Source organism: Nonomuraea sp. NPDC000554, from assembly GCF_040300065.1.
Taxonomy (GTDB): domain Bacteria; phylum Actinomycetota; class Actinomycetes; order Streptosporangiales; family Streptosporangiaceae; genus Nonomuraea.
The window spans coordinates 117,758-141,945 of record NZ_JBEPDC010000011.1 but is presented as its reverse complement, the minus strand read 5'-3'; the positions used below and the strand labels follow the sequence as shown (position 1 = coordinate 141,945).

At 70.9% G+C, this 24,188-nt stretch carries 25 protein-coding genes; 15 read left to right on the top strand and 10 right to left on the bottom strand.

Going from position 1 to position 24,188, the window contains the following annotated elements; genetic code table 11:
- Nucleotides 1–13: 13 nt before the first annotated feature.
- The gene (locus ABT294_RS21955) at nucleotides 14–742 is read right to left on the bottom strand and encodes an aspartate/glutamate racemase family protein (RefSeq protein ID WP_350808009.1); all 729 of its coding nucleotides are present in this window, start codon (nucleotides 740–742) and stop codon (nucleotides 14–16) included.
- A 201-nt stretch (nucleotides 743–943) separates the two neighbouring features.
- Between ABT294_RS21955 and ABT294_RS21950 the strand changes: the two genes are divergently transcribed.
- On the top strand, nucleotides 944–3,847 hold the full coding sequence (locus ABT294_RS21950) for an alpha-L-fucosidase (RefSeq protein ID WP_350808007.1): 2,904 nt from the start codon (nucleotides 944–946) through the stop codon (nucleotides 3,845–3,847).
- Between the two features lie 17 nt (nucleotides 3,848–3,864).
- Nucleotides 3,865–3,999 (top strand): hypothetical protein, encoded by a 135-nt coding sequence (locus tag ABT294_RS21945; protein WP_350808005.1) that lies wholly within the window; start codon nucleotides 3,865–3,867, stop codon nucleotides 3,997–3,999.
- 426 nt (nucleotides 4,000–4,425) lie between these two features.
- Here the strand turns inward: ABT294_RS21945 and ABT294_RS21940 are convergent, their stop codons facing one another.
- A complete protein-coding gene (locus ABT294_RS21940) occupies nucleotides 4,426–6,330 on the bottom strand; it encodes an ABC transporter ATP-binding protein (protein WP_350808003.1) in 1,905 nt (634 codons plus the stop codon).
- A gap of 397 nt (nucleotides 6,331–6,727) precedes the next feature.
- Between ABT294_RS21940 and ABT294_RS21935 the strand changes: the two genes are divergently transcribed.
- Nucleotides 6,728–7,522 carry an alpha/beta fold hydrolase gene (locus ABT294_RS21935; RefSeq protein WP_350808001.1) on the top strand — a complete coding sequence of 265 codons (795 nt, stop codon included), beginning with the start codon at nucleotides 6,728–6,730 and terminating at the stop codon, nucleotides 7,520–7,522.
- A 35-nt stretch (nucleotides 7,523–7,557) separates the two neighbouring features.
- Here the strand turns inward: ABT294_RS21935 and ABT294_RS21930 are convergent, their stop codons facing one another.
- Together ABT294_RS21930 and ABT294_RS21925 are read right to left on the bottom strand one after the other, a co-directional pair.
- On the bottom strand, nucleotides 7,558–7,917 hold the full coding sequence (locus ABT294_RS21930) for a YciI family protein (protein WP_350807999.1): 360 nt from the start codon (nucleotides 7,915–7,917) through the stop codon (nucleotides 7,558–7,560).
- An 88-nt stretch (nucleotides 7,918–8,005) separates the two neighbouring features.
- Nucleotides 8,006–9,184, bottom strand: coding sequence for a cytochrome P450 (locus tag ABT294_RS21925; protein WP_350807997.1), 1,179 nt, complete (start codon nucleotides 9,182–9,184; stop codon nucleotides 8,006–8,008).
- A gap of 48 nt (nucleotides 9,185–9,232) precedes the next feature.
- On the opposite strand from ABT294_RS21925, the gene ABT294_RS21920 reads away from it, so the two are divergent.
- Nucleotides 9,233–9,787, top strand: coding sequence for a TetR/AcrR family transcriptional regulator (locus tag ABT294_RS21920; RefSeq protein ID WP_350807995.1), 555 nt, complete (start codon nucleotides 9,233–9,235; stop codon nucleotides 9,785–9,787).
- On the opposite strand, the gene ABT294_RS21915 is transcribed toward ABT294_RS21920, so the two are convergent.
- A complete protein-coding gene (locus tag ABT294_RS21915; protein WP_350807993.1) occupies nucleotides 9,784–10,530 on the bottom strand; it encodes an SRPBCC family protein in 747 nt (248 codons plus the stop codon). The genes ABT294_RS21920 and ABT294_RS21915 overlap by 4 nt on opposite strands.
- A gap of 229 nt (nucleotides 10,531–10,759) precedes the next feature.
- Here ABT294_RS21915 and ABT294_RS21910 point away from each other — a divergent pair, with 229 nt between their 5' ends.
- The 5 genes from ABT294_RS21910 to ABT294_RS21890 are packed head-to-tail and all read left to right on the top strand — an operon-like array spanning nucleotide 10,760 to nucleotide 13,800.
- Nucleotides 10,760–11,332, top strand: a complete 573-nt coding sequence (locus tag ABT294_RS21910) for a hypothetical protein (protein ID WP_350807991.1) — start codon at nucleotides 10,760–10,762, stop codon at nucleotides 11,330–11,332.
- A 28-nt stretch (nucleotides 11,333–11,360) separates the two neighbouring features.
- Entirely contained in the window at nucleotides 11,361–12,521 is a 1,161-nt protein-coding gene (locus ABT294_RS21905; RefSeq protein WP_350807989.1) for a sensor histidine kinase, read from the top strand.
- On the top strand, nucleotides 12,518–13,171 hold the full coding sequence (locus tag ABT294_RS21900) for a response regulator (RefSeq protein ID WP_350807987.1): 654 nt from the start codon (nucleotides 12,518–12,520) through the stop codon (nucleotides 13,169–13,171). The genes ABT294_RS21905 and ABT294_RS21900 overlap by 4 nt, the downstream gene beginning before the upstream one ends.
- Before the next feature lie 28 nt (nucleotides 13,172–13,199).
- The gene (locus ABT294_RS21895; protein ID WP_350807985.1) at nucleotides 13,200–13,550 is read left to right on the top strand and encodes a YybH family protein; all 351 of its coding nucleotides are present in this window, start codon (nucleotides 13,200–13,202) and stop codon (nucleotides 13,548–13,550) included.
- 37 nt (nucleotides 13,551–13,587) lie between these two features.
- Nucleotides 13,588–13,800, top strand: a complete 213-nt coding sequence (locus ABT294_RS21890) for a hypothetical protein (protein ID WP_350807983.1) — start codon at nucleotides 13,588–13,590, stop codon at nucleotides 13,798–13,800.
- Nucleotides 13,801–13,803: 3 nt separating this feature from the next.
- Here the strand turns inward: ABT294_RS21890 and ABT294_RS21885 are convergent, their stop codons facing one another.
- Nucleotides 13,804–14,313 carry a GNAT family N-acetyltransferase gene (locus ABT294_RS21885; protein ID WP_350807981.1) on the bottom strand — a complete coding sequence of 170 codons (510 nt, stop codon included), beginning with the start codon at nucleotides 14,311–14,313 and terminating at the stop codon, nucleotides 13,804–13,806.
- Nucleotides 14,314–14,330: 17 nt separating this feature from the next.
- On the bottom strand, nucleotides 14,331–14,939 hold the full coding sequence (locus ABT294_RS21880; RefSeq protein WP_350807979.1) for a TetR/AcrR family transcriptional regulator: 609 nt from the start codon (nucleotides 14,937–14,939) through the stop codon (nucleotides 14,331–14,333).
- 47 nt (nucleotides 14,940–14,986) lie between these two features.
- Here ABT294_RS21880 and ABT294_RS21875 point away from each other — a divergent pair, with 47 nt between their 5' ends.
- A complete protein-coding gene (locus ABT294_RS21875; RefSeq protein ID WP_350807977.1) occupies nucleotides 14,987–15,925 on the top strand; it encodes a beta-ketoacyl-ACP synthase III in 939 nt (312 codons plus the stop codon).
- A gap of 29 nt (nucleotides 15,926–15,954) precedes the next feature.
- Here the strand turns inward: ABT294_RS21875 and ABT294_RS21870 are convergent, their stop codons facing one another.
- The gene (locus ABT294_RS21870; protein WP_350807975.1) at nucleotides 15,955–16,623 is read right to left on the bottom strand and encodes a glycosyltransferase family 2 protein; all 669 of its coding nucleotides are present in this window, start codon (nucleotides 16,621–16,623) and stop codon (nucleotides 15,955–15,957) included.
- A 113-nt stretch (nucleotides 16,624–16,736) separates the two neighbouring features.
- Nucleotides 16,737–17,735 (bottom strand): NAD-dependent epimerase/dehydratase family protein, encoded by a 999-nt coding sequence (locus ABT294_RS21865; RefSeq protein WP_350807973.1) that lies wholly within the window; start codon nucleotides 17,733–17,735, stop codon nucleotides 16,737–16,739.
- Nucleotides 17,736–18,302: 567 nt separating this feature from the next.
- Between ABT294_RS21865 and ABT294_RS21860 the strand changes: the two genes are divergently transcribed.
- The gene (locus ABT294_RS21860) at nucleotides 18,303–19,268 is read left to right on the top strand and encodes a fatty acid desaturase family protein (RefSeq protein ID WP_350807971.1); all 966 of its coding nucleotides are present in this window, start codon (nucleotides 18,303–18,305) and stop codon (nucleotides 19,266–19,268) included.
- Nucleotides 19,269–19,298: 30 nt separating this feature from the next.
- Here ABT294_RS21860 and ABT294_RS21855 read toward each other — a convergent pair whose 3' ends face one another.
- Complete coding sequence (locus ABT294_RS21855; RefSeq protein WP_350807969.1) at nucleotides 19,299–19,514, bottom strand: hypothetical protein; 216 nt, start codon at nucleotides 19,512–19,514, stop codon at nucleotides 19,299–19,301.
- Nucleotides 19,515–19,589: 75 nt separating this feature from the next.
- Here ABT294_RS21855 and ABT294_RS21850 point away from each other — a divergent pair, with 75 nt between their 5' ends.
- From ABT294_RS21850 to ABT294_RS21835, 4 genes are all read left to right on the top strand, one after another.
- Complete coding sequence (locus tag ABT294_RS21850) at nucleotides 19,590–20,717, top strand: sensor histidine kinase (protein WP_350807967.1); 1,128 nt, start codon at nucleotides 19,590–19,592, stop codon at nucleotides 20,715–20,717.
- 124 nt (nucleotides 20,718–20,841) lie between these two features.
- A complete protein-coding gene (locus ABT294_RS21845) occupies nucleotides 20,842–21,510 on the top strand; it encodes a response regulator transcription factor (RefSeq protein ID WP_350807965.1) in 669 nt (222 codons plus the stop codon).
- Nucleotides 21,511–21,865: 355 nt separating this feature from the next.
- Nucleotides 21,866–23,119: a cytochrome ubiquinol oxidase subunit I gene (locus tag ABT294_RS21840; protein ID WP_350807963.1), complete on the top strand. Its 1,254-nt coding sequence runs from the start codon at nucleotides 21,866–21,868 to the stop codon at nucleotides 23,117–23,119.
- A 9-nt stretch (nucleotides 23,120–23,128) separates the two neighbouring features.
- Complete coding sequence (locus ABT294_RS21835; RefSeq protein ID WP_350807962.1) at nucleotides 23,129–23,869, top strand: cytochrome d ubiquinol oxidase subunit II; 741 nt, start codon at nucleotides 23,129–23,131, stop codon at nucleotides 23,867–23,869.
- Nucleotides 23,870–24,188 lie beyond the last annotated feature (319 nt).

Genomic DNA, 24,188 nt, shown 5'->3' with positions numbered 1-24,188 from the left:
CGGGCGTCGCCCGTCAGGGGGTCGGCGGGCCGCCTCGCCAGGTCGGCAGGGGGCGGGCGCCGACCGCGACGTCGTAGGCGGCCGTCGCTCCGAGGCGGGTCGAGTCCAGGGTGGGGAGCGGAGAGACGTCCGGTGTCACCAGGAGCGGGATCTCCGTGCACACCAGGGCGACGGCGTCGCAGCCGCGCGCGGCGAGCCCGTCGATGACACGGACGTACTCCCGGCGGGAGCTCTCGGTGAAAACGCCGTTCACCAGCTCGTCGAAGATGATCCTGTTGATGGTGTGCCGCTCGTCCGGCTCCGGGAGCTCGGCGGCGATGCCCCGGTCGGCGAAGGCGCGCGGATAGAGGGGGCCGTCCATGGTGTACCTGGTACCGAGCACGCCGACGCGGGTACGGCCGTCGCGCGCGGCCTGATCCGCGACCACCTCGGGCAGGTGCAGGCCCGGGAGGGCGAGGTCGGGCCCCGGGCGTTCGAGGGCGAGGTGGGCGGTGTTGTCGGGGCAGACGAAGAAGTCGGCGCCCGCGCGGGCGAGGCGGTCCACGCTGACCGCCAGCGTCGCCCGTACGGTGTCGTGGTCGCCCGCGTCCCAGGCGGGCATGCTGCGGCCGAAGGCGATGTAGTCGAGCGTCACGTCGGGGTGGTCGTGGCGGCCGAGCCTGCGGAAACCCTCCTGGCAATAGGTCAGGAAGCAGAGCGCCGCGCCCTCCGTGCTGTGGGCGAGGATGCCGAGGTGGCGCATGCTGGTTCAGCCCTCCAGAGGTCGGCCGGACTGCCAACCCCACACCCGTCCCGACGGCGACGCAAGTCATCCGATGAGTTCCCCCCATTCTAGAGCAAGCGGGTTGACTCGCGATCACAGCTGATGTATTCATCGGATGTCTGAAGAGATCAGTCTTGTTGGCACCAACCCCCCAGTCAGCCCAACGAGAGAGCGATCGCCATGCAGCGCCGCACCCCCTCCAGAGCCCTCTCCGTCTGCTTCGCCCTTCTCCTCGCCCTGACCGCGACCCTGACCGCGACCGTCGCCACCGCCGAGGTCGAACACCCGCGACAGCAGTGGCTGCGGAACTCCACAGCCGGCCTGTTCCTGCACTGGGGCATGTTCACCGCGCCCAGGCACCTCGACTGCGCCGCCTGGGAGCGGGACGTCACCGAGGGCGGCTGGACCCCCGACTACTGGGTGGACGAGGCCCGCAAGCTGGGCGCGTCCTACATCGTGCTGGCGACCTTCCACAGCAGGCTCGGCTACGCGCGCCCGTGGCCGTCGAAGATCCCGGGCAGCTGCGCCACGCGGCGCGACCTGCTCGGCGAGCTGGTCAAGGCCGGGAAGGCGAAGGACGTGCGGGTCATCCTCTACATGACGGACGACCCGCAGTGGCACAAGGAGCAGGGCGTGGAGACGCTCGACTCCGCCGCCTACTCGGCGTACAAGGGCCGGCAGGTGGACCTCACCACCAGGAACGGCTTCGGCCAGTTCAGCTACGACCTGTTCGTCGAGGTCATGGAGGACTACCCGGACCTGGCCGGGTTCTGGATCGACAACGACAACGAGTACTGGGAGCAGAACCGGCTCTACGAGCAGATCCGGGAGAGGCGCCCGTCCTGGTTGCTGAGCAACAACAACGAGGACACCCCGATCATGGACACGGTCAGCAACGAGCAGAAGACCGGCATGACGCCGTCCTACGACTATCCGCAGGCGGCGTTCACGCCGATGCCACGCCTGACCGAGGCCGACTACAAGCTGCCGACCACCGGCGACTGGTGGTACGACGGCGGCAGCCACCCGGTCGACTTCCGGCTCAGCACCGGCCGGTACGTCACGAACGCGGGCTCGTCCATGAAGTCGCTGATGGCGGAGACGCCGATGGTGAACGGCCGGTTCCCGCCGCAGCAGGAGCAGTTCAACGACTTCATGGCCGGATGGGTGCCGCCGATCCGGTCGTCGCTGCAGGGCACTGAGGGCGGCGGCTACATGTACGGCGGCATGCAGCCGGGCTTCTGGAACGACGGCGCGCACGGGGTGGTCACCGTGGAGCGGGGCGCGAAGGTCCAGTACGTGCACGTGGTCACGAGGCCGCGGACGGATCTGGTGCGGCTGCGCGACAACGGCTACCACGTGACGAAGGTGACGGACCTGCGCACGGGCGAGCGGATGCGCTTCTCCCAGTCCGGCGGCTCCCTGACGATCCTCGGCATCACCAAGTGGGACGCCTACGACACCGTGTTCAAGGTCGAGACGTCCGGCCGACAGCACTTCTACGACCAGTCCACGCTGAAGGCGACCGCGTCGTCCTCCCGCGCGGGGCATCCGGCGAGCGCGCTGGTGGACGGCGGCTTCCAGGACTACTGGGACGCCGACGCCAAGCTGCCCGTGTCGCTGACGCTGGACCTCGGCAAGCCCAGGAAGGCGGCCTACCTCGCGGTCAACCAGCGCGAGTGGTCGCCGACGTACGCGCGGGAGACGTTCGGCCGTCCCGAGGACTCGGCGCGGATCAAGGACTACCGGGTCTACGTGAGCGACGACGGCAAGCGGTGGGGCAAGCCGGTGCGCACCGGCGCGATGCGCAGCGCGCGCGGCGTGCAGTTCGTCGACCTGGGCGAGCAGCGGGCCCGGTACGTGAAGCTGGAGGTGCTGAACACGTGGGCCGGCCCGCAGGCGCCCCACTTCTACCAGGAGCTCCAGATCGACGAGATCGGGGTGGCGTCGGGCTACCCGGTGTCGCTCGGGACGGCCATGCCGCTGGAGGCTGAGCGGCAGTCCAGGAGCGGCTCGGCCCGCCTGGACCTGTGCGCGGCGTGCTCCGGCCTGGCCCGGGTGACGGGGCTCGGCGGCGGCGCGCGCAACGCGGTCACCTACCGCGAGGTCACGGTGGCGGAGGCCGGGACGTACCGGCTCGAACTCGACCACACCGCGGCTACGGCCACGTCCCTGGCGGTGAGCGTCAACGGCGCGACGCCGGTGGAGGTGCCCATCACCGGCGACAACCCGGACGTTCCGGCCGCCACAGCCGTGGCCGTGCCGCTGCTCGCGGGCGCCAACACGATCACGCTGTCCAGCACGGCCGAGCGCGGCCCGGGGCTCGACCGGATCGCCGTCGCGCCGCTGCCGCCGGCGTCGGACGTCCCGAAGACGACGATGACCGTGGACCCGTCAGGGCTGCAGTGGGTCGGCCCCGGCCAGCAGTCGCTCAAGGTGTCGGCGAAGCTGCGGCTGGACGTCGACGACGCGCTCGACCAGGTCAACCTGGCCCCCGTGGCGCCGGCGGGCTGGACGGTCGAGGGCCCGGCCGTGACGGCGGCCACGCTGCGGCTCGGGCAGACGCTGGAAGGCTCTTGGACCCTCACCTCGCCTCCTGGCCGGGACGCCGGCCCGGCCGACATCCCGATCACCGCGTCGTTCCAGGTGCTGGGACGCCCGAACCAGGTCACCAGGCAGTTCCGGGTGCGGACGCGCCCTGCCGACCGGGTGTTCGTCCGCGAGGCCGAGGACTCGCGCAACCGGCTCGGCAGCTCGGGTATCACGAACTGCTCGCCGTGCTCGGGCGGGCAGAAGGTGCGCAACCTGGGCGGTAGCCCCGACGCGTCCGTGCTGTTCGAGAACGTCACCGTCGACACGGCCCGCGAGTACACGCTCTTCGTCGACTTCACCGTCAACGGCGACCGCTCGTTCTTCGTGACCGTCAACGACGGCACGCCGGTCGAGGTGAAGGTGAGCGGCGTCGGCAACAACACCCCGTACACGATGTCCGTCCCGGTCACGCTGCGGGCGGGGGCCAACACGATCAAGATCCACAACGACACGGCGGCCGCACCCGACCTGGACCGGCTGTCGCTGGGCTGATCTTCCGAAGGAGCACGATGCGTCAGGACTCCTCCCCCGTGAGCCGTCGCGCGCTGATCGGCGCCGCCGCGGGCGCCGCGGTGACCACCGTGGCCGCGCCGTCGTTCGCGGCCCAGCGCACCCGGCTCCGCCTCGAAGGAGCCGATGAATGACGCCTTTCCGCCTGTCCCGCCCAGCCGGCCCGAGTAACAATGGCCTGACATTTGCAGATTCAACGGTCTTCCTGTTCTATGCCCGACGGCGGCCAGAGCCCTCGCGATACGCCGTCCGGAACCGAGAGACGTGTGTTCTCCCTCCACCGATCAGGGACATGCAGCCCAGGCGCGCGGACACCGATCTTCGCGTCGTCCGCGCCCGCCTGCCGTTCGAACATGCACGAGAAACGGCATTCGGAACTATTGCTGGCGAGGTTATACGCACGGAATAAACCCGAGTAAACACCACGAATGCACACAAACGCGTTTTGTCGAGAAATTCATCGACGTCGGACGGCACAGCCGATAAACGGCCGCTCTCGCCAGAAAGAAAGCGCAGGAAAGCGGGCTCCTGCCCGAAGGCATGTCGAGCCCGCTACCTGGTCACGCCGTCACGGGTGGCCCGTGTTTGAGTCTGATCCGCGGGATCCTCGGCTGCACCGGTCGCAGCTCGACCCGGCGGGCGGTGTCGGGAACGTGTCTGAGGTCGTGGGTGATCAGGATCGTGGTCCTGCCGGACATGAGCCGCCGCAGCGGCTCCATGATGCGCGCGGCCGTCTCCTCGTCCAGGCCGGTCATCGGCTCGTCGAGGACGAGCACCGGGGCGTCCCGCAGGATCGCCCTGGCGATGGCCAGGCGCTGTCGCTGGCCGCCCGACAGCAGCCTGCCCCGCTGGCCGATCGGCGTGTCGTACTTCTGTGGCAGAGCGCAGACGAAGTCGTCCACGTCGGCGAGGATCGCCGCTTCGCGGACCTCCTCCAGTGTGGCCTCGGGCCGACCGTAGGCGATGTTGTCGCGGACGGTGCCCGAGAACAGCAGGCTCTCCTGGTGCAGCACGGTGATGTTCGCGCGCAGCGACTCCCGCGTCAGGCCGCGGATGTCCACGCCGTCCAGCAGGACGGCGCCGGTGGTCGGCTCGTAGAACCGGAGCAGGAGCTTGGCCAGCGTCGACTTGCCGACGCCGCTCGGACCCGTGCAGACGACCAGTTCGCCCGGCTCGACGGTGAACGACACCTTCTGCAGTGTCGGCCGCCTGCGGTTCGGATAGGTGAAGCCGACCTGGGCGAACTCGACGCGCCCGCTGCTGCGTCCGGCCAGCGGCACGGCGTCGGGACGGTCCTTCACGGCGGGCTCGGCCCGCAGGACCTCCATCACGCGGTCGGATCCCGCCGCCGCCTGGGACACGGTGAGCGCGAGCTCTCCCAGGCTCTGGACGGACGGGTAGAGGTAGGCGAGGTACGCGGCGAAGGCGAGCAGGCCGCCGATGGTGAGACGGCCCTGCGCTATCTCCCAGGCGCCGAAGCCCAGGATGACGATCAGGCAGACGGTCTCCAGGATCTGCACGGCCGGGCTGTACATGCCCGCCAGCCACGCCTGGGTCAGGTTGGCACGCAACCAGTTGCGGCCCTCCCGGTGCAGATGCCGCGCCTCCGCCTGCTGGCGGTTGTACGCCTGGACGAGGGACTGGTTGGCCAGGCCCTCCTCGATGACGCTGTTCATGCTGCCGTTGCTGAAGCGCTCCCTGGCGGCGGCCGTCCTGAATCTGGAGGCGAAGAACTTCGACACGAGCAGGAACAGCGGGACCAACGCCATGGTCACCAGGGCGAGGTCCCAGCGGATGTAGAAGGCGGCTCCGGCGAAGAACACCACGCTGGCGACGGTCGTCAGCGCCTTGACCAGCCCCGAGCCGACGAGTTGCTCGATGGCCTCGATGTCGTCGGTGAGCCTGGCCATCAGGTCACCGAGGCGCCGGTTGTCGAAGAAGTCGGGCGTCAGCGTCTCGAGATGGGCGAAGACGCGGTCGCGTAGCCGGAGCAGGAAGCGTTCCGCGCCGAGCGCCGTGGCGTAGGCGCCGCCGAACGAGACCACTCCCGCGAGGGTGGCGAGGCCGAGCCAGGCCAGCGCCGGCGTCCAGAACGCGCCGAGGTCCCCCTTGGCGAGGACCTCGTCGGTGATGCGCCCGAACAGGGCGATCGCGGCGACTTCACACAGGGCCGCCACGACCGCGAGCACCACTCCGGCCCCGAAGAGCCAGCGGAGCCCGCGCGTTCCCGGCCAGAATTCGCTGAAGGTCTTGCGGACGGAGACCGCCGGCGCGAGCGCCGGCTGGTCTCCGGGGTTAGAGAACGAGAGCCGATGGGTGACCCGCCGACTCTCGTTCGACCTTTCTACCACCACCACCGCCACCGGCGGAATCCGCCGCCGCAGCCACCCCATCGACGGCAGCCGCCACCGCAGCCACCCCATCGACGGCGACAGCCGCCGCCGCAGCGGCCGCGGCCGCACCATGTCGAGAAACCGGCTGAGGCGAATGGAGTAACCATTGCTTCCCTCCTCATGCGCGACTTTCGTACAAAACGGACGCTAGCACCTATTCCTCCATAAATCAGCGAATACCGCCGAGGTTGAATGAGACTTGACGCGACGCGCCACGCCGTCGATGGCGCCGTCATTACGGGTAAATGCGATGCAAACCGCCGTCAATGCCGCCGTTGCGCTATTCGCCGTTAATTAACGGGACGAAAAGCCGAACTCAACGCGGCCCCCACCCGCATCCAAATGACTACTGTCCGCATTCAAAAGGACACATTCTGTTACAGAATAGGACTTCGAGCGAATACCTCCACCCTTGACAATTATTTTTGTCGGTGAAAGGGTTGAGCCCACACCGACAAGGAGGAATGCCATGAGCACCGTCACTTCCACGGACGGCACCACGATCGCCTACGACCGGGTGGGCCAGGGCCCCGCAGTCGTCCTCGTGGACGGGGCGCTCTGCCACCGGGCCTCCGGCCCGAACACACCGCTGGCCCAAGCCCTGTCGCGGCACTTCACCGTCTACACCTACGACCGCCGGGGGCGCGGCGAGAGCGGCGACACCGCGCCGTTCGCCCCGCAGCGCGAGATCGAGGACCTCGCCGCCGTGGTGGAGGAGGCCGGTGCGCCCGTGTGCCTGTACGGCATCTCGTCGGGCGCGGCCCTGGCCCTGGACGCCGTCGAGAGCGGCGTGCCCGTCGAGAAGCTCGCCGTCTACGAGCCGCCGTTCGTGCTCGACGGCACCCGCCCGCCGATCCCCGCCGACTACACCGAGCAGCTCGGCAGGCTGGTCGCCGAAGGCCGGCGTGCCGACGCGGTGCGCTACTTCATGCGCAGGGGTGTCGGCCTGCCCGGCGTCGTGGTGGCCATGATGCGCCTCATGCCCGCCTGGCCGGGCCTCAAGGCCGTCGCGCACACGCTGCCGTACGACGCCGCGTTCGTCGCCCGGTACGAGCGCGGCACCCCGATCCCGGCCGGCACGTGGTCGTCGGTCAAGGTGCCCGCGCTCGCCATCAGCGGCGGCAAGAGCCCGGCCTGGATGCGCAACGGCGTCAGGAGCCTGGCCGAGGTCCTGCCCGACGCCGAGCACCACACGCTGGAAGGCCAGACGCACATCGTCAAGCCCGAGGCCCTGGCCCCCGTCCTGGAGGCGTTCTTCCGTTGAGACGCGGCAGCCCGCCGTCGCCTACGCGCCGTCGCCTACTCTGGGCCGCCCTCGTGCATGAGGGGCCGCACCTCGACGGGGGCATAGCGGGCGTCCGGGATCAGCGCGGCCAGTTCGACGGCCCGCTCCGTGCTGTCGCAGTCGACGAGGTAGTAGCCGCAGACGAACTCCTCGTCCTCCCGGTGGGGGCCCGTGACGGTCTCCGCCGCTCCGTCGCGGACCCGCACCGTGACCGTGTTCGCCGGGTCGGCCAGGGCGACCGTGCTGACCAGCTCGCCCGACTCGGTGACGATCCTGATCAGCTCCTCGTGGCCGCGGTACACCTCCCCGCGCTGCGCCTCCGTCAGCGACTCGAAGAGCCGCGGGTTCAGGTGCATCATCAGCATGAATCTCATCTCTCGCTCCTTTCACCCGTAGGTCGGAGCGGGCGCGGCGTCCTCGACGTCCGCGCCGGAAGGGGTTCAGCTGAGCCCGCTCACCTCGTCACCAGGCGACGGGAAGCGCCAGCAGGCCCGCGGTCAGCGCGTCGGTGCGCACCCTGAGCTCCTCGACGGGCACCGCCAGCCGCATCTCCGGGAAGCGCGGGATGAGCTGCGTGAACACCGACTGGAGCTCCATCCGGGCCAGCGGCGCGCCGATGCAGTAACGCGGGCCGTGGCCGAACCCCATGTGCGGGGTGGGCCCCCTGGTGACGTCGAAGCGGTCGGGGTCGGCGAACTCCTTCGCGTCGTGGTTGGCCGAGCCGGTGTCGAGCATGACCAGCTCCCCCGCTCGCACGGTGACGTCGCCGATCTCCATGTCTTCGCGGGCGTACCTGGTGATGCCGCCGCTCCCGCTCAGGCCGGGCACCCGCATGATCTCCTCGACCGCGCCGGGGATCAGGCCGGGGTCCGCCAGCAGGGCCTCCCACTGGCCGCGTCCCGCCAGCAGGAACATCGCGCCCAGGCCGATCTGCACGACCGTGGTCTCGTGCCCTGCGAACAGCAGGTTCATGGCCATCCTGGCGATCTCGTCGTCATCCTGGGCCTCGGGCATCGCGGCCATGCGGGAGATCACGTCGTCGCCCGGCTCGCGCCGTTTGCGCTCCACCAGGCTCTTGCCGTACAGGTAGAGCTCGGTCAGGCCCGCCATGGAGCGCTCCTGGTCGCGGGTGTTGCCCACCGCCTCCGACCAGGCGCGGAACTGCTTCCTGTCCTCGTACGGGACGCCGAGCAGCTCGCAGATGACCAGGATCGGCAGCGGCAGCGCGAGTGCCTGGTGAAGGTCCGCGGGCGGCCCCTGGTCCTCCAGGTCGTCCAGGAGGACGGTGGTGAGCTCCTCGACACGGGGACGGAAGGCGCGCATGCGCTTGGGCGAGAAGTGCGGCTGGAGCAGCGACCGCATCCTGGTGTGGTCGACGTCCTCGGTGTCGTACTCGCCGGTGGGCCCGCCGGCCAGCGCGGAGTTGCCGGTCCTGGCGGCGTTCTCGGGGTCGGGGTGCGAGCGTCCGAGGCGGTCGTCGGAGAGCAGGGCGCGCACTTCCTCGTAACCGGTGACGAGCCAGGCGTCGTGGCCCACCTGGGTCCTGACGCGGTGCACAGGCCCTTCGGCCTGCAGTTCCTTCAGCAGCGGCGCCGGCCGCAGCAGGTCCGTCCGCGCGAAGGGGAGGTTGTTTACTCGCATATAAACAACGCTAAATGTATATTTCGGAGTTAACAAGAGGAGGGCCGCATGGAGACTGTCCGGCTGCCGCGAGCGGCGCGGCGGGAGCAGATCCTCGACGCCGCCACCAGGGCCTTCGCCCGCAGCGGCTTCACCGCGACCGGCCTCGAGGACGTGGCGGCCGAAGCCGGCATCAGCCGGGTGATCCTGTACCGCCACTTCGACTCCAAGACCGACCTCTACCGCGCGGTGCTCGACCGCGCCGAGGCCAGACTGCGCGCGCAGGGCGAGGCGGACGACTACGGCAGGGGCACGATCCCCGCGCTGGTGCGCTCGGCCGCCGCCGACCCCGACGGGTTTCGGCTGCTGTTCCGCTACGCGGCGCGGGAGCCGGAGTTCCGCGACCTCGTCGACGCCTTCGCCGCCGAGTCGATCGAGATCGGCCGTCGGCAGCTGGCGCCCAGGATCACCGACCCGGTCTGGGCCGGTTGGGCGGCCCGCCTGACGTTCACGGTGACCGTCGAGGGGGTCATCGCATGGCTCGACGCCGGACGGCCCGACCCTGACAGCGCCGCCGAGCGCATCTCGCGGGCCGTCCGTGGCATCATCGAGGCCGCCTCCTAGACCAGCGCCGTGTCGAGCCAGCTCTGCCAGGCCCGCTCGAACGCCTCGCCGTCGATGTCGGTGTAGGCGTGGTGCTCGACGACGACGTTGTCCTGGGCGTGGACGAACATGTACAGGCCGTCGTCCGTGCGGACGCCGACGAACTCGCCCGGCCTGGCGACCCAGTCGACGACCCCGTCCTGCGGGACGAGGCCCTCGATGGCGATCGTGACCTTGTCGCCCTGACGGATCTCGCCGTCCAGGCCGAGCGCGGTGGCCAGCGCGGGCCAGGCGCGCTCGGCCGGCACCTGCGGCTTGAACAGGAACATGTTGTGGGTGGAGAGCCTGCTGGGGAAGTGCTCGACGTAGGCGGTGAGCTTGAGCAGGTACTGCAGGTCGCCGACCTTGAGCGCGTCGTGCTCGGCCTCCCAGTCGCCGCCGAGGAAGCCGCTGTGGACGAAGCGCAGCACGGTGCTGCCGGACTCGCGGCCCTCGATCAGGTACTCGAAGGCCATGAACGTGCCGTCCTCGTTCAGGTCACCGCGGTAGGCGAGATGCTTGCCGGGCTCCCAGGCCGTGACCGTCGAGCCGGAGGGGGCCTCGCCGGGGAAGGTGTGTGAGCCCCTGCCGCCCTCGCGGGGCTCCAGCTCGGTGTGGCCCATGAACCACGAGTCGATTCCCGGCCCTTCGGAGATCGCCTTCCAGACCGCCTCGGGTGTGGCATTGATCGTCACTTCGTGACGTACCTCGAACTCGTGTGGCATGACCGCCTCCATGTGCTGCCCTCTGTTGCGTGACCGACGATTCCACCGACAATATCTGTTGTCAAGCGCTTCCGGATTGTCGGCGGCGGCATGTCCGACCGAGCCCGGATCGCCCCCGCGGACGAGAGGTCACTCTTGAGAGGGAGGCGAGAGATCGCCTGTTCCGGCGATCCCCTCGCGGCCGGAAAACCCGAGGATGGAGCCCTACCCCGCCCTCCAAGGAGAACCCATGAAGTACCGCGCCGCCCCTCTGCTGGTCACGGCCTACGGAGTGCTGAGGATCGTCGACGGGCTCGACGGCAGCCGGGGCCCCGGCCCTGCCTGGACGGCCGGACACCTGGCCTTCCTCGCCGCCCTCGTCCTCTTTGTCCCGATATTTTGGGAAATGAGGCGCATGCTGGGACGTTCGGTGCCGGCCACCGCCGCCGTGGCGGTGGGGCTGGCCGGGATCGGCTGCGCGTTCGCGCAGTTCTCCATCGACGTCGTCGTCGGGTTCATGGCCGCCGACCACGACGCCATGGCGCCCCTGTTCGAGCAGGTGAAGTCCGTGCCGGGCGTGTCGGTGGCCGTCTACACCGCCGGGCCGATCCTGTTCTATCTGGCCCTGGTCGTCCTGGTCGCGGCGCTGGCCGTGCGGCGGCAGGTGTCGGCCTGGGTGCCGGTGGCCGTGCTGCTCTCGGTGCTGCTGCCGTTCGGCAGCCTGGACCTCATGCCGCTGGGCGGGCTCCTCATGCTCGCCGCCTTCCTGCCCCTGGCCCGCCAGGGGTCCTTGACGGGCCGGCACGCCTCCGTCCATGCATAAGGGCACAAATACGGAAAGATGGGGCAACGTGCCTGACCTGCCGCTTGTCGCCGTGTTGCGGAGAAGAGCGCGAGCGCTCCCTCCCCTGCTGGTGGACGGGGCGCTCGCCGCGCTGGTCGCGCTCATCCAGCTCTGGCCGCTGCTGTCGCGCGAGGACCCCGCAGACATCCCCTGGGACTGGTGGGGTTACGTGGTCGCGGTCCTGGCGTCGGCGCCGCTGGTGTGGCGGCGCCGTGCTCCGGTGGTCGTACTGATCGCCAGCCTCTGCGCCGGCGCGCTGTACGACCTCGCCGACCACGTGGCCGACCAGCCCATCTGGTACGGCTCGCTGATCGCGTTGTACACGGTCGCCGCCACCCGCGCCCGCTGGATCAGCACCACCCTGCTCGTCGTGACGATCGGTGGCGGACTCCTGGTCGCGGGCTCGTCCGCGACCGTCCTGCGCGGCAGCGTGCTCTTCTTCTCCGTGTACGCCATCGGCAGGGCGGCGGCCACGTCCAGAGCGCACGCAGCCGCCCTGAAGGAGCGTGCCGCGCAGTTGGAGAGGGAGCGCCAGTTGGAAGCCGAACGCGCCGCCGAGCGTGAGCGGGCCAGGATCGCCCGCGACATGCACGACATCCTCGCGCACGCGGTCAGCCTGATGGTGGTGCAGGCCGAGGCGGGTCCGGTGGTGGTCAGGAGCAACCCGGCCAGGGCCGAGGCCGCCTTCGACGCCATCGCCGCCGCCGGACGCGACGCGATGACGCAGCTGCGCCGGATGCTCGGGGTACTCAAGGAGAACGAGGCCCCGCGCGCCCCGCAGCCCACCATCGACGACCTGGCCGCGCTGGCCGGCCAGGTCTCCGGCGCGGGGCTGGAGGTCGGCTACACCGTCGAGGGCGAGCCGCGCCCGCTCGCGCCCGACTGCGCGGTCGCCGCCTACCGGGTGGCGCAGGAGGCGCTCACCAACATCGTCAAGCACGCCGGCGCCGCCCGCGCGGACATCCGGCTCATCTGGGAGGACGACAGCCTCGTGATCGACATCACCGACGACGGGCGCGGCGCGTCCCGCGACCTGCCCTCCGGGGGGCACGGCCTGATCGGGATCCGCGAGCGCGCCGCCGCCTGCGGAGGCACCGCGACGGCGGGACCCCGCGCCGACGGGCCCGGATTCGCCGTGTCGGCCCGCCTCCCGCTGGCGCGCGCATGACGGCCGTCCGCGTCGTCGTGGCCGACGACCAGGAACTGGTCAGGGGCGGGTTCGCGATGATCCTCGACGCCCAGCCCGACATCGACGTGGTGGCGGAGGCGGGCGACGGCCTGGAGGCGGTCGCGGCGGTGCGCGAGCACCAGCCGGACGTCCTGCTGCTCGACATCCGGATGCCGAGGATGGACGGCATCGAGGCCGCCAGGACCGTCTGCGCGGAAACCGGCTGCCGGGTGCTCATGCTGACCACGTTCGACCTGGACGACTACGTCTACGACGCGCTGCGGGCGGGCGCGAGCGGCTTCCTGCTCAAGGACGTCCGCAGGGACGACCTGGTCAACGCGGTACGGGTGGTCGCGGCGGGCGAGTCGCTGCTGGCCCCGACGGTCACCAGGCGGCTCATCTCGGAGTTCACCTCGCGTCCCGTCGCCCGTCCCAGCGGCGCGCTGGACGTCCTGACCGCCAGAGAGCGTGAGACGCTGCAGCTCATCGCGCGCGGTCTGTCCAACGCGGAGATCGCCGAGGCCCTGGTGGTCAGCGAGCACACCGTGAAGACGCACGTCAGCAACCTGCTGACCAAGCTCGGGCTGCGCGACCGGGTGCAGGCGGTCATCGCCGCCTACGAGTCAGGACTGGCCGTTCCGGGGGCGTAATGCCAGCTCAGGCGGGTAGACGGGCATCATGACGGCGACGTCGGCGTGGATCGACGGCTACGTCCGGGCGTGGAACTCCAACGACCCGGACGACATCGCCGCGCTGTTCAGCGACGACGCCGTCTACTTCACCGAGCCGTACAGCTCGCCGTGGCACGGCCGGGAGGAGATCGTCTCCAACTGGCTGGCCCGCAAGGACCAGCCTGGCGAGACCACGTTCACCTGGCACCCGGTGAGCGTGGCCGACGATCTCAGCGTTATCCAGGGTGTCACCACTTATCCCGACAAGACGTTCAGTAACCTGTGGGTCATCCGTTTCGGCCCAGACGGGCGGTGCCGTGAGTTCACCGAATGGTGGATGGAGCACGATTCCAGGTGATGCAATGGCCCGAGCCGCCAACACCCGAGGAGAACCGTTGAGAGACAACCTCGACCTCGCCACGAGCGCGCAGGAACTCGCCGACGCCGCTCCCGCCGGATCCGTCGACCGCGCGGCGGCGACCTCCGTCGCCATCACGCTGGCCACGACGCGTGACGCCGGCCACGCGCGGCAGACCCTCGACGGTCTCGCCCCCGACGAGGTACGGCAGGCGGCCCTGCGGCTGTTCGAGGAGCTGTCGGCCGGCTAGCGATCAGAGCGCGGTCTCGTACTCGACCTGGTCGATCAGCGTGCCGTTGCCGAAGTCGTGCTGCCTGTGCTCGCCCGACTCGGTGAAGCCGGTCTTGGCGTAGAACCTGCGTGACTGGGGCGTGTCGCGCAGGGTCCACAGGTGCGCGTGGCGGTAACCGTCCTCGCGGAGGGCTGACAGGGTGGCGGCCATGAGGGGCACCGCCACGCCGGTGCCCCAGCCTGACGGGTGGTTGTAGAAGCCGAAGATCTCGGCCCAGCCGGGGCGGTCGGGCGACGCGCCGAAGTAGGAGAAGGCCAGCGGGCGTCCGTCCTTCGAGGCGAGCAGCGCCCGTTCGTGGGTTGCTTGGGCGAGCACCGCGTGCCACTTGGCGCGGCGGTGCGCGACCGCCTGGGCGAAGAAGTCCGCTTCGAAGAAGGGCTTGTAGGCCACGGCCCAGGACTCGGCGTGGATCTCTCCCACCGCCTCACCGTCGGCCACCGACGCCCGATAAATCACGAATTCTGACGACATGGCAGCACCCTATGCGTCTAGAACCCGGCCAGACCGAGGCGGGTCGCCACGGCGCGGCGGGCACGGGCGGGGGCCCGGTCGTCCCGGTGCAGTTGCAGGGCGTGGTTGAGTGCCATGAGCATGCCGAGCAGCTCGAAGACCACCTGGTCGGGGTCGGTGTCGCCGGGCAGGTCACCCGCGTCCACGGCACGCTGGGTCTCCTTGCGGAGCCGTCCGCGCCAGGCGTCGAACCTGGCCCGCACCGCGTCGCGGACCGCGCCCTTCCTGCCGTCGAACTCGTGCGCCGCCGCCGTGAAGAAGCAGCCGCCGGGGAAGACGCCGCGTTCCAGGTAGGAGATCGACGCGTCGCAGAGGGCGCGCAGCCTCGGCATCCCGGGGAGCTCCGGCAGCGCCCGTTCCCAGACCTCCGCGCGGAAGACCTGGCCTGCCCGGTCGAGGACGGCGAGTTGCAGCGCCTCTTTGGAGCCGAAGTGCCCGAGGACGCCCGACTTGCTCATCCCCAGCTCGGTGGCCAGGCGGCCGATCGTCAGGCCCTCCAGCCCTTCGGTGGAGGCGAGGCCGACGCAGCGGTCGAGGATGGTGGCGCGGGTGCCGAGGGCGTCCGCCACGGATCTACGCGGGCTCATGGCGGCCACTTTAGCGTCCGAACGTTCGGTTGCTATAGTCGCAAGCCATGACTGGATCTCGCCTCGTCGCCACCGGCCACTACCAGCCCGCCAAGGTGCTGACCAACGACGACCTCGCCGCCATGGTCGACACCAGCGACGAGTGGATCACCAAGCGGGTGGGGATCCGCACCAGGCACGTCTCCGGGGCCGACGAGAGCGTGACGGACCTGTCCGTCCACGCGGCGGCCAAGGCCCTCGCCAACAGCGGCCTCGCCCCCGACGCCATCGACCTCGTCCTGGTCGCCACCTGCACGCAGACCGAACGCGCGCCGAACGTCGCCGCCCGCGTCGCGGCCAGGCTCGGCGTCCCCGGCGCCGCCGTCATGGACCTCGGCGTGTCGTGCTCCGGCTTCACCCACGCGCTCGCCGTCGCCGACCACACCATCCGCGCAGGAGCCGCCACCAACGCCCTGGTCATCGGCGCCGACGCGATGACCGCCGTGACCGACTGGACCGACCGCACCACCTGCGTCCTCACCGGGGACGGGGCCGGGGCGGCGGTGGTCAGCGCCTGCGAGACGCCCGAGCTCGGGCCCGTCGTCTGGGGCTCCGCGCCCGAACTCGGCACCGCCGTCCGCATCGAAGGCACCCCCACCCGCTTCGCCCAGGACGGCCAGACCGTCTACCGCTGGGCCACCACCCAGCTGCCCGCGATCGCCCGGCAGGTGTGCGAGCGCGGCGGCGTCGCCCCCGAGGACCTCGCCGCCGTGGTGCTGCACCAGGCGAACCTGCGCATCATCGAGCCGATCGCGCAGAAACTGGGAGCGGTCAACGCGATCATCGCCAGGGACGTGGTGGAGTCGGGCAACACCTCGGCCGCGAGCGTCCCGCTGGCGCTGGCGAAGCTGCTGGAGCGGGGGGAGGTACGGCAGGGGGCGCCGATGCTCCTCTTCGGCTTCGGCGGCAACCTCTCGTACGCGGGCATGATCGTCCGCTGCCCCTGACGCCTCTCCCCCGCGCTTCGGGTCCGGGCTCAGGGGCGGTGGGCGGCGAGGACGGCGCGCATGTCGGCGATCGCGCGCAGCGTGCCGCGGACGGTGCCGGTCACCTTGGAACGCCCGGCGCGCGGGAGGTAGTCGACCTCCGTCTCGGCGATCCGCCAGCCCGCCGCCGCGGCCCGGAGCACCATCTCCAGCGGGTAGCCGAAGCGCCGGTCGGCCAGCCCCAGGTCTGTCAGCGCCTTCCGGCGGCAGGCCCGCATCGGGCCGAGGTCGTGCAGCAGCACCCCTGCCCCTCTGCGCAGGTGCCACGCGAGCACGGCGTTGCCCAGCCGCGCGTGCACGGGCCAGGCCGAACCCGACCGGGCGCGCGCCTCGTCCACGCGGCGACCGAGGACGAGGTCACTCTCCCCCGCGTCCACCGGGTTCGCGACGCGGGGCAACTGGCGCGGGTCCAGGGACGCGTCGGCGTCCATGAAGCAGACCACGTCCGCGGTGGCCGCCAGGAGCCCCGCGTGGCAGGCGGCGCCGAACCCCCGCCGGGGCTCCCGCACGACCAGCGCGCCGTACCGGGCGGCGATCAGGGCCGAGTCGTCGGTCGAGCCGTTGTCCACGACGATCGGACGGTAACCGGGCGGCATCCGCCCCAGCACCCAGGGGAGCGCGGCCGCCTCGTCCAGGCAGGGCAGCACGACATCGATCACGCTCCCGACGCTAGGCCACGACCACCTGACCAGGTCTTACGAAGTCATGACGATCCCGGATCCCGCGAGCGACCACAGCAGGGTCTCCGATGACGGCGGGATCTCGGTCGTCGTCAAGAAGGTGTGGCAGGAGGGCGGGCGTCAGGTGGGGTGGCGAACTCCTTGATGCCGTCCGCGAACGGGATCTGCGCATGGAAACCCAGGTCGCGGGCCGCGGCGGCGGGTGAGGCGACGATGTGACGGACGTCCCCCAGGCGGTACTGGCCGGTCGTCACCGGCTGCGGGCCGCCTGTCTGGGCGGCGAGGGCGGCGGCCAGGTCGCCGACCGTGTGCGGGGTGCCGCTGGCGACGTTGTACGGGGTGAGGGCGCCGGGCGTCCCCGCGTCCAGGGCCAGGACGTTGGCCCGCGCCACATCGCGAACGTGGACGAAGTCGCGCCGCTGGCCGCCGTCCTCGAAGACCCGCGGCGGGCGGCCCGCCAGGAGGGACGACAGGAAGATCGAGGCGACCCCGGCGTAGGGGGTGTCGCGCGGCATCCGGGGGCCGTAGACGTTGTGGTAGCGCAGGGCGACCGCGGTGCCGCCGGTCTCGCGGGCCCAGTTGGCCGCCAGGTGTTCCTGGGCGAGCTTGGTGGTGGCGTAGGCGTTGCGCGGGTCCAGGGGGGCGTCCTCGGCGATGACCGCGGGGGTCAGCACCGCGTCGCAGACCGGGCAGCGGGGGTCGAACCGGCCCGCGGCCAGGTCCGGAGCGCGTCTGGGGCCGGGACGGACGCGGCCGTGCTCCGGGCAGGCGTACGCGCCCTCCCCATACACCACCATGGACGAGGCGAGCACCAGCCTGCCCACTCCGTGCCTGGCCATCGCGGCGAGCAGGACCGCCGTGCCGTGCACGTTGACGGACGCGTAGCCGGGCAGATCCGCCACGTCCACCCCGAGGCCGACCTTGGCGGCCTGGTGCACCACGGCGTCCACGCCCGGCAGCAGCCGGTCGAGCGCGTCGCCGTCACGCACGTCCACGCCCGTCAGGACGTCGGCGGGCAGCACCTCGTGCTCCAGCGCCTCCGCGACGTGGCTGCCGATGAAGCCCGAGGATCCGGTGAGCAACACTCGCATGCCGCCGATCCAACACCCGCCCCGGACGCGCGGATCTTACGAACCGGGAACGGCGGGGCTACGGCTCGCGGAGGTGGTTGACGAGGCGTTCGAGCTGGTCCGCGTAGTGGGCTGAAGGCGAGGGTGTTCGCGTAGGAGTGGAGAATGGGCCGGAAGCCGCGCGTACCGGTGGAGGGTGGATGCGGGTCGGGATTCTGGGGCCGCTCCAGGTGGCCGGAGCCGCGGTCGGCGGCGCGCGGGTGCGGGCGCTGCTGGCCCTCGACCCCGGCAAGGTGGTGACCGCCGACCGGCTGATCGAGGACCTGTGGCCGGGCGAGCCGCCCGCGCATGCGCGATCCCGCTGCCAGTTCTCTGTCAGCCGCTGCCATCCGAACGTAAGGGCTTCCGCGCAGGGGAAAGCGGGCGTTTTCGCAGGGCAAGGCGGCGGCCTCCGAACGTTCGCATCCGGGTGGCGTTCTTCCGTCTTGCCTGAGAATGCGCCAAGGTGGGGGCAGCTTTCACCGCAACGTGAGGAGACCAGTGGCCGAGCCAGGCACGCTAGAAGCCAGGGGTAGCGACTTCGCCCGTTTGGCTATCAAGATCACTGACGCCGGTCTGCTCGACCGGCGTCCTGTGTATTACGCGGTGCGGCTGAGTCTCGCCGTCACGGCCTACCTCGGCGGCTGGGCGCTGTTCTGGTGGCTCGGCGACTCGTGGTGGCAGCTCCTCGTCGCCACGCTGCTCGCCGTAGTCTTCGCGCAGTTCGGGTTCGTCGCGCACGACCTGGGACACCGGCAGGTCTTCAGGACCCGGCGGCCGAGCGACGTGGCGGGGCTGCTGATCGGCAACCTCGGCATCGGCCTCGGCTGGGGCTGGTGGAACACCAAGCACAACCGCCATCACGCCAACCCCAACCACGAGGACCACGATCCGGACGTCTCACCGTCCGTGATCGTCTGGTCGGAGGAGCAGGTCGCCAGGAGCCAGGGGTTGCCCAGGTTCGTCGCCAGATGGCAGGGGTTCCTGTTCTTCCCGCTGCTGACCCTGGAGGCGTGGCACCTGCACGTCGCCAGCGTCAAGGCACTGCTGAAGCCGTCGGCCAGGCGCCGCGGCCTGGAGGCGGCGCTGCTGGCAGTCCACTTCGCGGCCTACTTCGGGGTGGTCTTCGCCACGCTGCCGCTCGGCAAGGCCCTGGTGTTCCTCGTGGTCCACCAGGGGCTGTTCGGCATCTATCTCGGCAGCACGTTCGCGCCCAACCACAAGGGCATGCCGATCCTCACCAAGGACGACAAGCTCGACTTCCTGCGCAAGCAGGTGCTGACGTCCCGAAACGTCAGGGGCAACCTGTTCACGGACGTCGCGCTCGGCCAGCTCAACTACCAGATCGAGCACCACCTGTTCCCCAACATGCCCGCGCCGAACCTGCGCCGGGCGCAGCCGATCGTCCGGCAGTACTGCGCGGACCTGGGCGTCAGCTATCTGGAGACCGGGCTGCTCAGCTCGTACGGGCAGGCGCTGCGGCACCTGCACGAGGTCGGCGCGCAGCTGCGCTGACCGGCTCGGGGTGGGCGCGACCCCACCCCCTCATCCCTCCAGGCCGGCACGCCGTCGCAGGTCGTCGCGGCGGCGTTCCAGCTCGGCGATCAGCCCCTGCTGCTCGTCGGCCATGCCGATCAGAGCGCCGATCTCGGTCTGGTCGGTCGCCCCCATGTCGCCGATCTGGTCACGGAGCTCCTTGTTCTCGGCCTTCAGCCGCACCAGGTCGGCTTCGACCTGCTGGAGCTCATCCTCAACACTCATCTCCTCTCTTTACCCGCAGAGGCCGCGTCCGCACTCGATTCCGGGCGGGACGCTCTACCGTCCACAATAGGGGCCATGCGTAGGTTGCACGCCACGACGCTGGTGTCACTCACGGCGGTCGCCCTGACCCTGGGCGGCACGCTCGCGATGTGGCGGCTGGTCGAGCCCGACAAGCAGCCGAACGTCCTGGACGTGCTGCTGCCGCTGGTCGGCTGTGCGGCGCTGATGGCGCGGCGGAGGTATCCGGTGGCGGTGCTCGTCGTCGTGTCGGTGACCGCCGCGCTCTACTACCCCTACGCGCACTTCGACGGGCCGATGGTCGTGCTGCCGCTCGTCGCCCTCTACACCGCGGCCGACCAGGGACATCTCATCGCCGCCATCGTCACGGGCGCGGCCTCGCTGATGGCGATGGGGTACGGCGAGAGCAACGCGGTCAGGCACGTCGACAACACGCTGTTCATGATGATCACAGGTTGGGTGGTGGCCGCCATCGCATCCGGCGGCGTCACCCGCAACCGCCGCGCCTACCTCCAGGAGGCCCAGCGGCGCGCGATCGACGCCGAGCGCTCCAAGGAGGAGGAGGCCAGGCGGCGCGAGAGCGAGGAGCGGCTGCGCATCGCCAGGGAGCTGCACGACGTCCTCGGACACAACATCTCCATGATCAACGTACAGGCCGCGGCGGCGCTGCACGGCCTGAAGAAGCGTCCCGAGGACGCCGAGGCGGCGCTCAGGACGATCAAGGACACCAGCAAGGAGACGCTGCGCGAGCTGCGCACCACGCTGGGCATGCTGCGCCAGGTCGACGAGGACGCGCCCACCGCGCCCGCCGACCGGCTGGCCCAGGTCGACGCGCTGGTCGCCACGACCGGCCTGACCGTGCGGACCGAGCTGTCGGGCTCGCTCGATCAGGTCCCCACCGAGGTGGACCTGGCCGCGACCAGGATCATCCGCGAGGCGCTGACGAACGTGTCGCGGCACTCGGGCACCTCGCATGCCACGCTGACGATCAACCGCGAGCCCGGACATATCGTGATTCGCGTCGAGGATGATGGTCCGGGAGCCTCGTACACCGAGGGCAGCGGGTTCGGGCTGCAGGGCATGCGCGAACGCGCCATCGCGCTCGGCGGCACCCTCCAGGCGGGCCCCCGTCCGGAGGGCGGCTTCCAGGTCGTGGCCGACCTCCCCCTGACCGCAACGCCATGACCGGCACCTCCCGCCTCCGCCCTCTGAGCACCATGACCCGCACCTCCCACCTCCACCCCCTGACCGCCATGACCCGCACCTCCCGACCGCGCCCCCTGACCGCGGCACGTCCGATCGGAGCACGATGATCCGCGCACTCCTCGCCGACGACCAGACCCTCGTGCGGGCCGGGTTCCGTTCGATCCTGAGCGACGAGGACGACATCGAGGTGGTCGCCGAGGCCGCCAACGGCGACGAGGCGGTGGCGAGGACCCGCGACCTCCGCCCCGACGTGGTCCTCATGGACATCCGGATGCCCGGCACGGACGGCCTGGAGGCGACCCGCCAGATCGTCACCGACCCCCGCCTGGACGGGGTCAGGGTGATCATCCTGACCACGTTCGACCTCGACGACTACGTCTACGGCGCGCTCAGGTCGGGCGCGAGCGGCTTCCTCGTCAAGGACACCGAGCCGGCCGAGCTGATCCACGCCGTCAGGGTGGTGGCCAGGGGCGACGCGCTGATCGCGCCCTCGATCACCAGGCGGCTGATCGCCGAGTTCGCCGGCCGGGTGAAGCGTCCGGAGCCGGGCCCCGAACTGAACGCGCTGACCGACCGCGAGCGCGAGGTCATGACGCTGGTCGCGGCCGGCCTGTCGAACGACGAGATCGCCGCCCGCCTGGTGCTCAGCCCGGCCACCGCGAAGACGCACGTCAGCCGCATCATGACCAAGCTGGGCACGCGTGACAGGGCGCAACTCGTGGTGCTCGCCTACGAGGCGGGCATGATCACCCCGGGCTGGCTCACCCCCTGACACGCTCGTCGGGCGGGCTCACCCGCCGACGCCACCCGCGCTGCCCACCCGCCCCGACGCCACCCGCGCTGCCCACTCGCCTACGTCACCACGGGCTGGCCCACTCGCCGACGCCACCCGCGCCGGGCCACTCGCGAACGTGCCCCCGGGCCGGCCTACCCCGCGAACGTGACCCCGGGCCGGCCCACTCGCGAACGTGACCACCCAGGCGGGCTCACCTCCCGAGCGGTACCGGTCCCGTGCTCCTTTACTCCCTGGGTAGTACGGTCGGCGGCGGATCGGTCCACGGGTTGTACGGCAAGTGCATGCCGGAGCATGACGCGCCGGAAAGGGCCGTTCTCGCATGCTTCTCGGCATGGACACCGTCGACCTCGCCCGCCTGCAGTTCGCGCTCACCGCGGGCGCACACTTCCTCTTCGTGGCACTGACTCTCGGGCTGGCGACCCTCGTCGCGGTCGTCCAGACCCGGGCGACGCTCACGCGCAGCCCCGTCCACGAGCGGATGACCCGGTTCTGGGGCCAGCTGTACATCATCAACTACGCGATGGGCATCGTCACCGGGCTGGTGATGGAGTTCCAGCTCGGGCTGTCGTGGAGCGGGCTGACGGAGTTCGCCGGGAACGTGTTCGGGGCGTCGCTGGCGATCGAGACCCTGGTGGCGTTCTTCGTCGAGTCGACGTTCCTCGGGTTGTGGATCTTCGGGTGGAACCGGCTGAACCGCTGGGCGCACCTGGGGCTGATCTGGATCGTCACCCTCACGGCCTACGCCTCGGCGTTCTGGATCCTCGTCTCCAACGGCTTCCTGCAGAACCCGGTCGGCCACCGGCTCGTGAACGGCGCGCTCGAACTGGCCGACTTCGGCGCGCTGGTGGCCAACCCGGCCGCCCTGGTGGCCTTCGGGCACGTCATAGGCGGCGCGATGGTCACGGGCGGCTTCTTCATGGCCGGGGTGAGCGCCTACCACCTGGCCAAGCGCACCGCCGAGCAGGAGTTCTTCCGCAAGTCGCTGCGGATCGGGGTCGGCGTGGCGCTGCCCGCGATCCTGTTCACCGCGACGTTCGGGGGGCTCGGCTTCGACACCCTCCAGCCGACCAAGCGGGCCGCGTGGTCGGGCGGCGCCCAGCAACTGGCCGAGGCACAGGCGCGGATGGTGGCCGAGCACGGGCCCGGCGACTACCTGCCGTCGGCGGGCTGGGTCCAGGGCGGGGGCATGACCATGATGATCCTGTTCGCGCTGCTGTTCCTCTGCGGCGGGCTGAGCTTCCTGCTGATGCTGTTCCGCCCGGCCGTGCGCAACTTCCGGCCGTGGCACTGGCTGCTGGTCGCGCTGATCCCCGTCCCGTTCGTGACCATGCTCGGCGGGTGGGTCTTCCGCGAGATGGGACGCCAGCCGTGGGCGGTATTCGGGCTGCTGAAGACGTCCGAGGCGATGTCGCCGGTGACCCACGGGCAGATCACCTTCTCGCTGACCGCGTTCGTGACGGTGTTCGCGGTGCTGATCCTGATCAACTACTGGCTGCTGGCCCGTACGGCCCGGCGCGGGCCGGAGGCCGTCGCCTTGGGCGGCGGCGAGCGGCAGGCCGAGACCGCCCCCGCCCTGACCTTCTGAGGAGCCGACATGGAGATCTTCATCCTGGCCTTCTTCGCGCTCGGCTACCTCGTGCTGGCCGGCGCCGACCTCGGCGTCGGCATGCTGCTGCCGTTCCTGGGGCGCTCGCCCGGCGAGCGGCGCGAGGTGATCGCCGCGATCGCGCCGTTCTTCCTCGGCAACGAGGTGTGGCTGGTGGCGACGGCGGGCGTGCTCGCCGGGCTCTTCCCCGAGCTGGAGGGCGAGCTGCTGAGCGGGAACCACTCGGTGGTCGTGGCGCTGCTCGTGGCGTGGGTCGTCCGCGACATGGGGCTGTGGCTGCGCGGGCGGGTGCCCGCGGCCGGCTGGCAGCGCTGTTGCGACGGCGCCGTGGTCGCCGGGAGCTGGGGGCTGGCGCTGAGCTGGGGGTCGCTGCTCAGCGACATGCTGGTCGGCATCGACGGGCCGGTGTCGCTGCTGGCCGCGCTGGCGGTGGCCACGCTGTTCGCCGCGCACGGGCTGGCCTTCGCCGCGCTGCGGCTGCGCGGGGTGCTGAGGGAGCGGGCGGCGGTGCTGTCAGGCGGCGCGGGCGAGGCCCGCACCTACGCCCTGACCGGCACCGCGCTGGCGGTGATCGGCGTGCTGGCGGGGCTCCAGCTGCCGCTCACGCCCGGCGCCACGGGCGCCTTCCTCGCGCCGGTGATCCTGGCGCTGATCCCGCTGCTGGTCGCCTCACAGGCCTGGGTGTGGTGGACGTTCCGGCACCGAGTGACGGGCCCGTCGTACCTCTGAGAGGTCGCGTGGCAGCCGGACGCGCAACACCGGCCACCAAGGGGCGTGGCCGGAGGCGCGAAGCGGGCCCCCGGAAAGGAGCGTGATCGGAGACGCGAAGCGGGACCCCGAAACGGTGGCGTGGCCGGGCGCGGGTGGCGCTACCGGCCACGGGCCGGTAGACGGGGGCGTAGCCGATCAGCGCGCTGGGCGGTGTGGCCGGTTCGGCCGTTAGCGGGTCCTCGCCGTGCGGGTTCGTGCTGCCAGCCGCGGAGTGGAGCTGATTCGATATCCCACGCGGGTGGGTTGCGGCAAGGGGGGCAGCGCGGGTTAGGGTCGA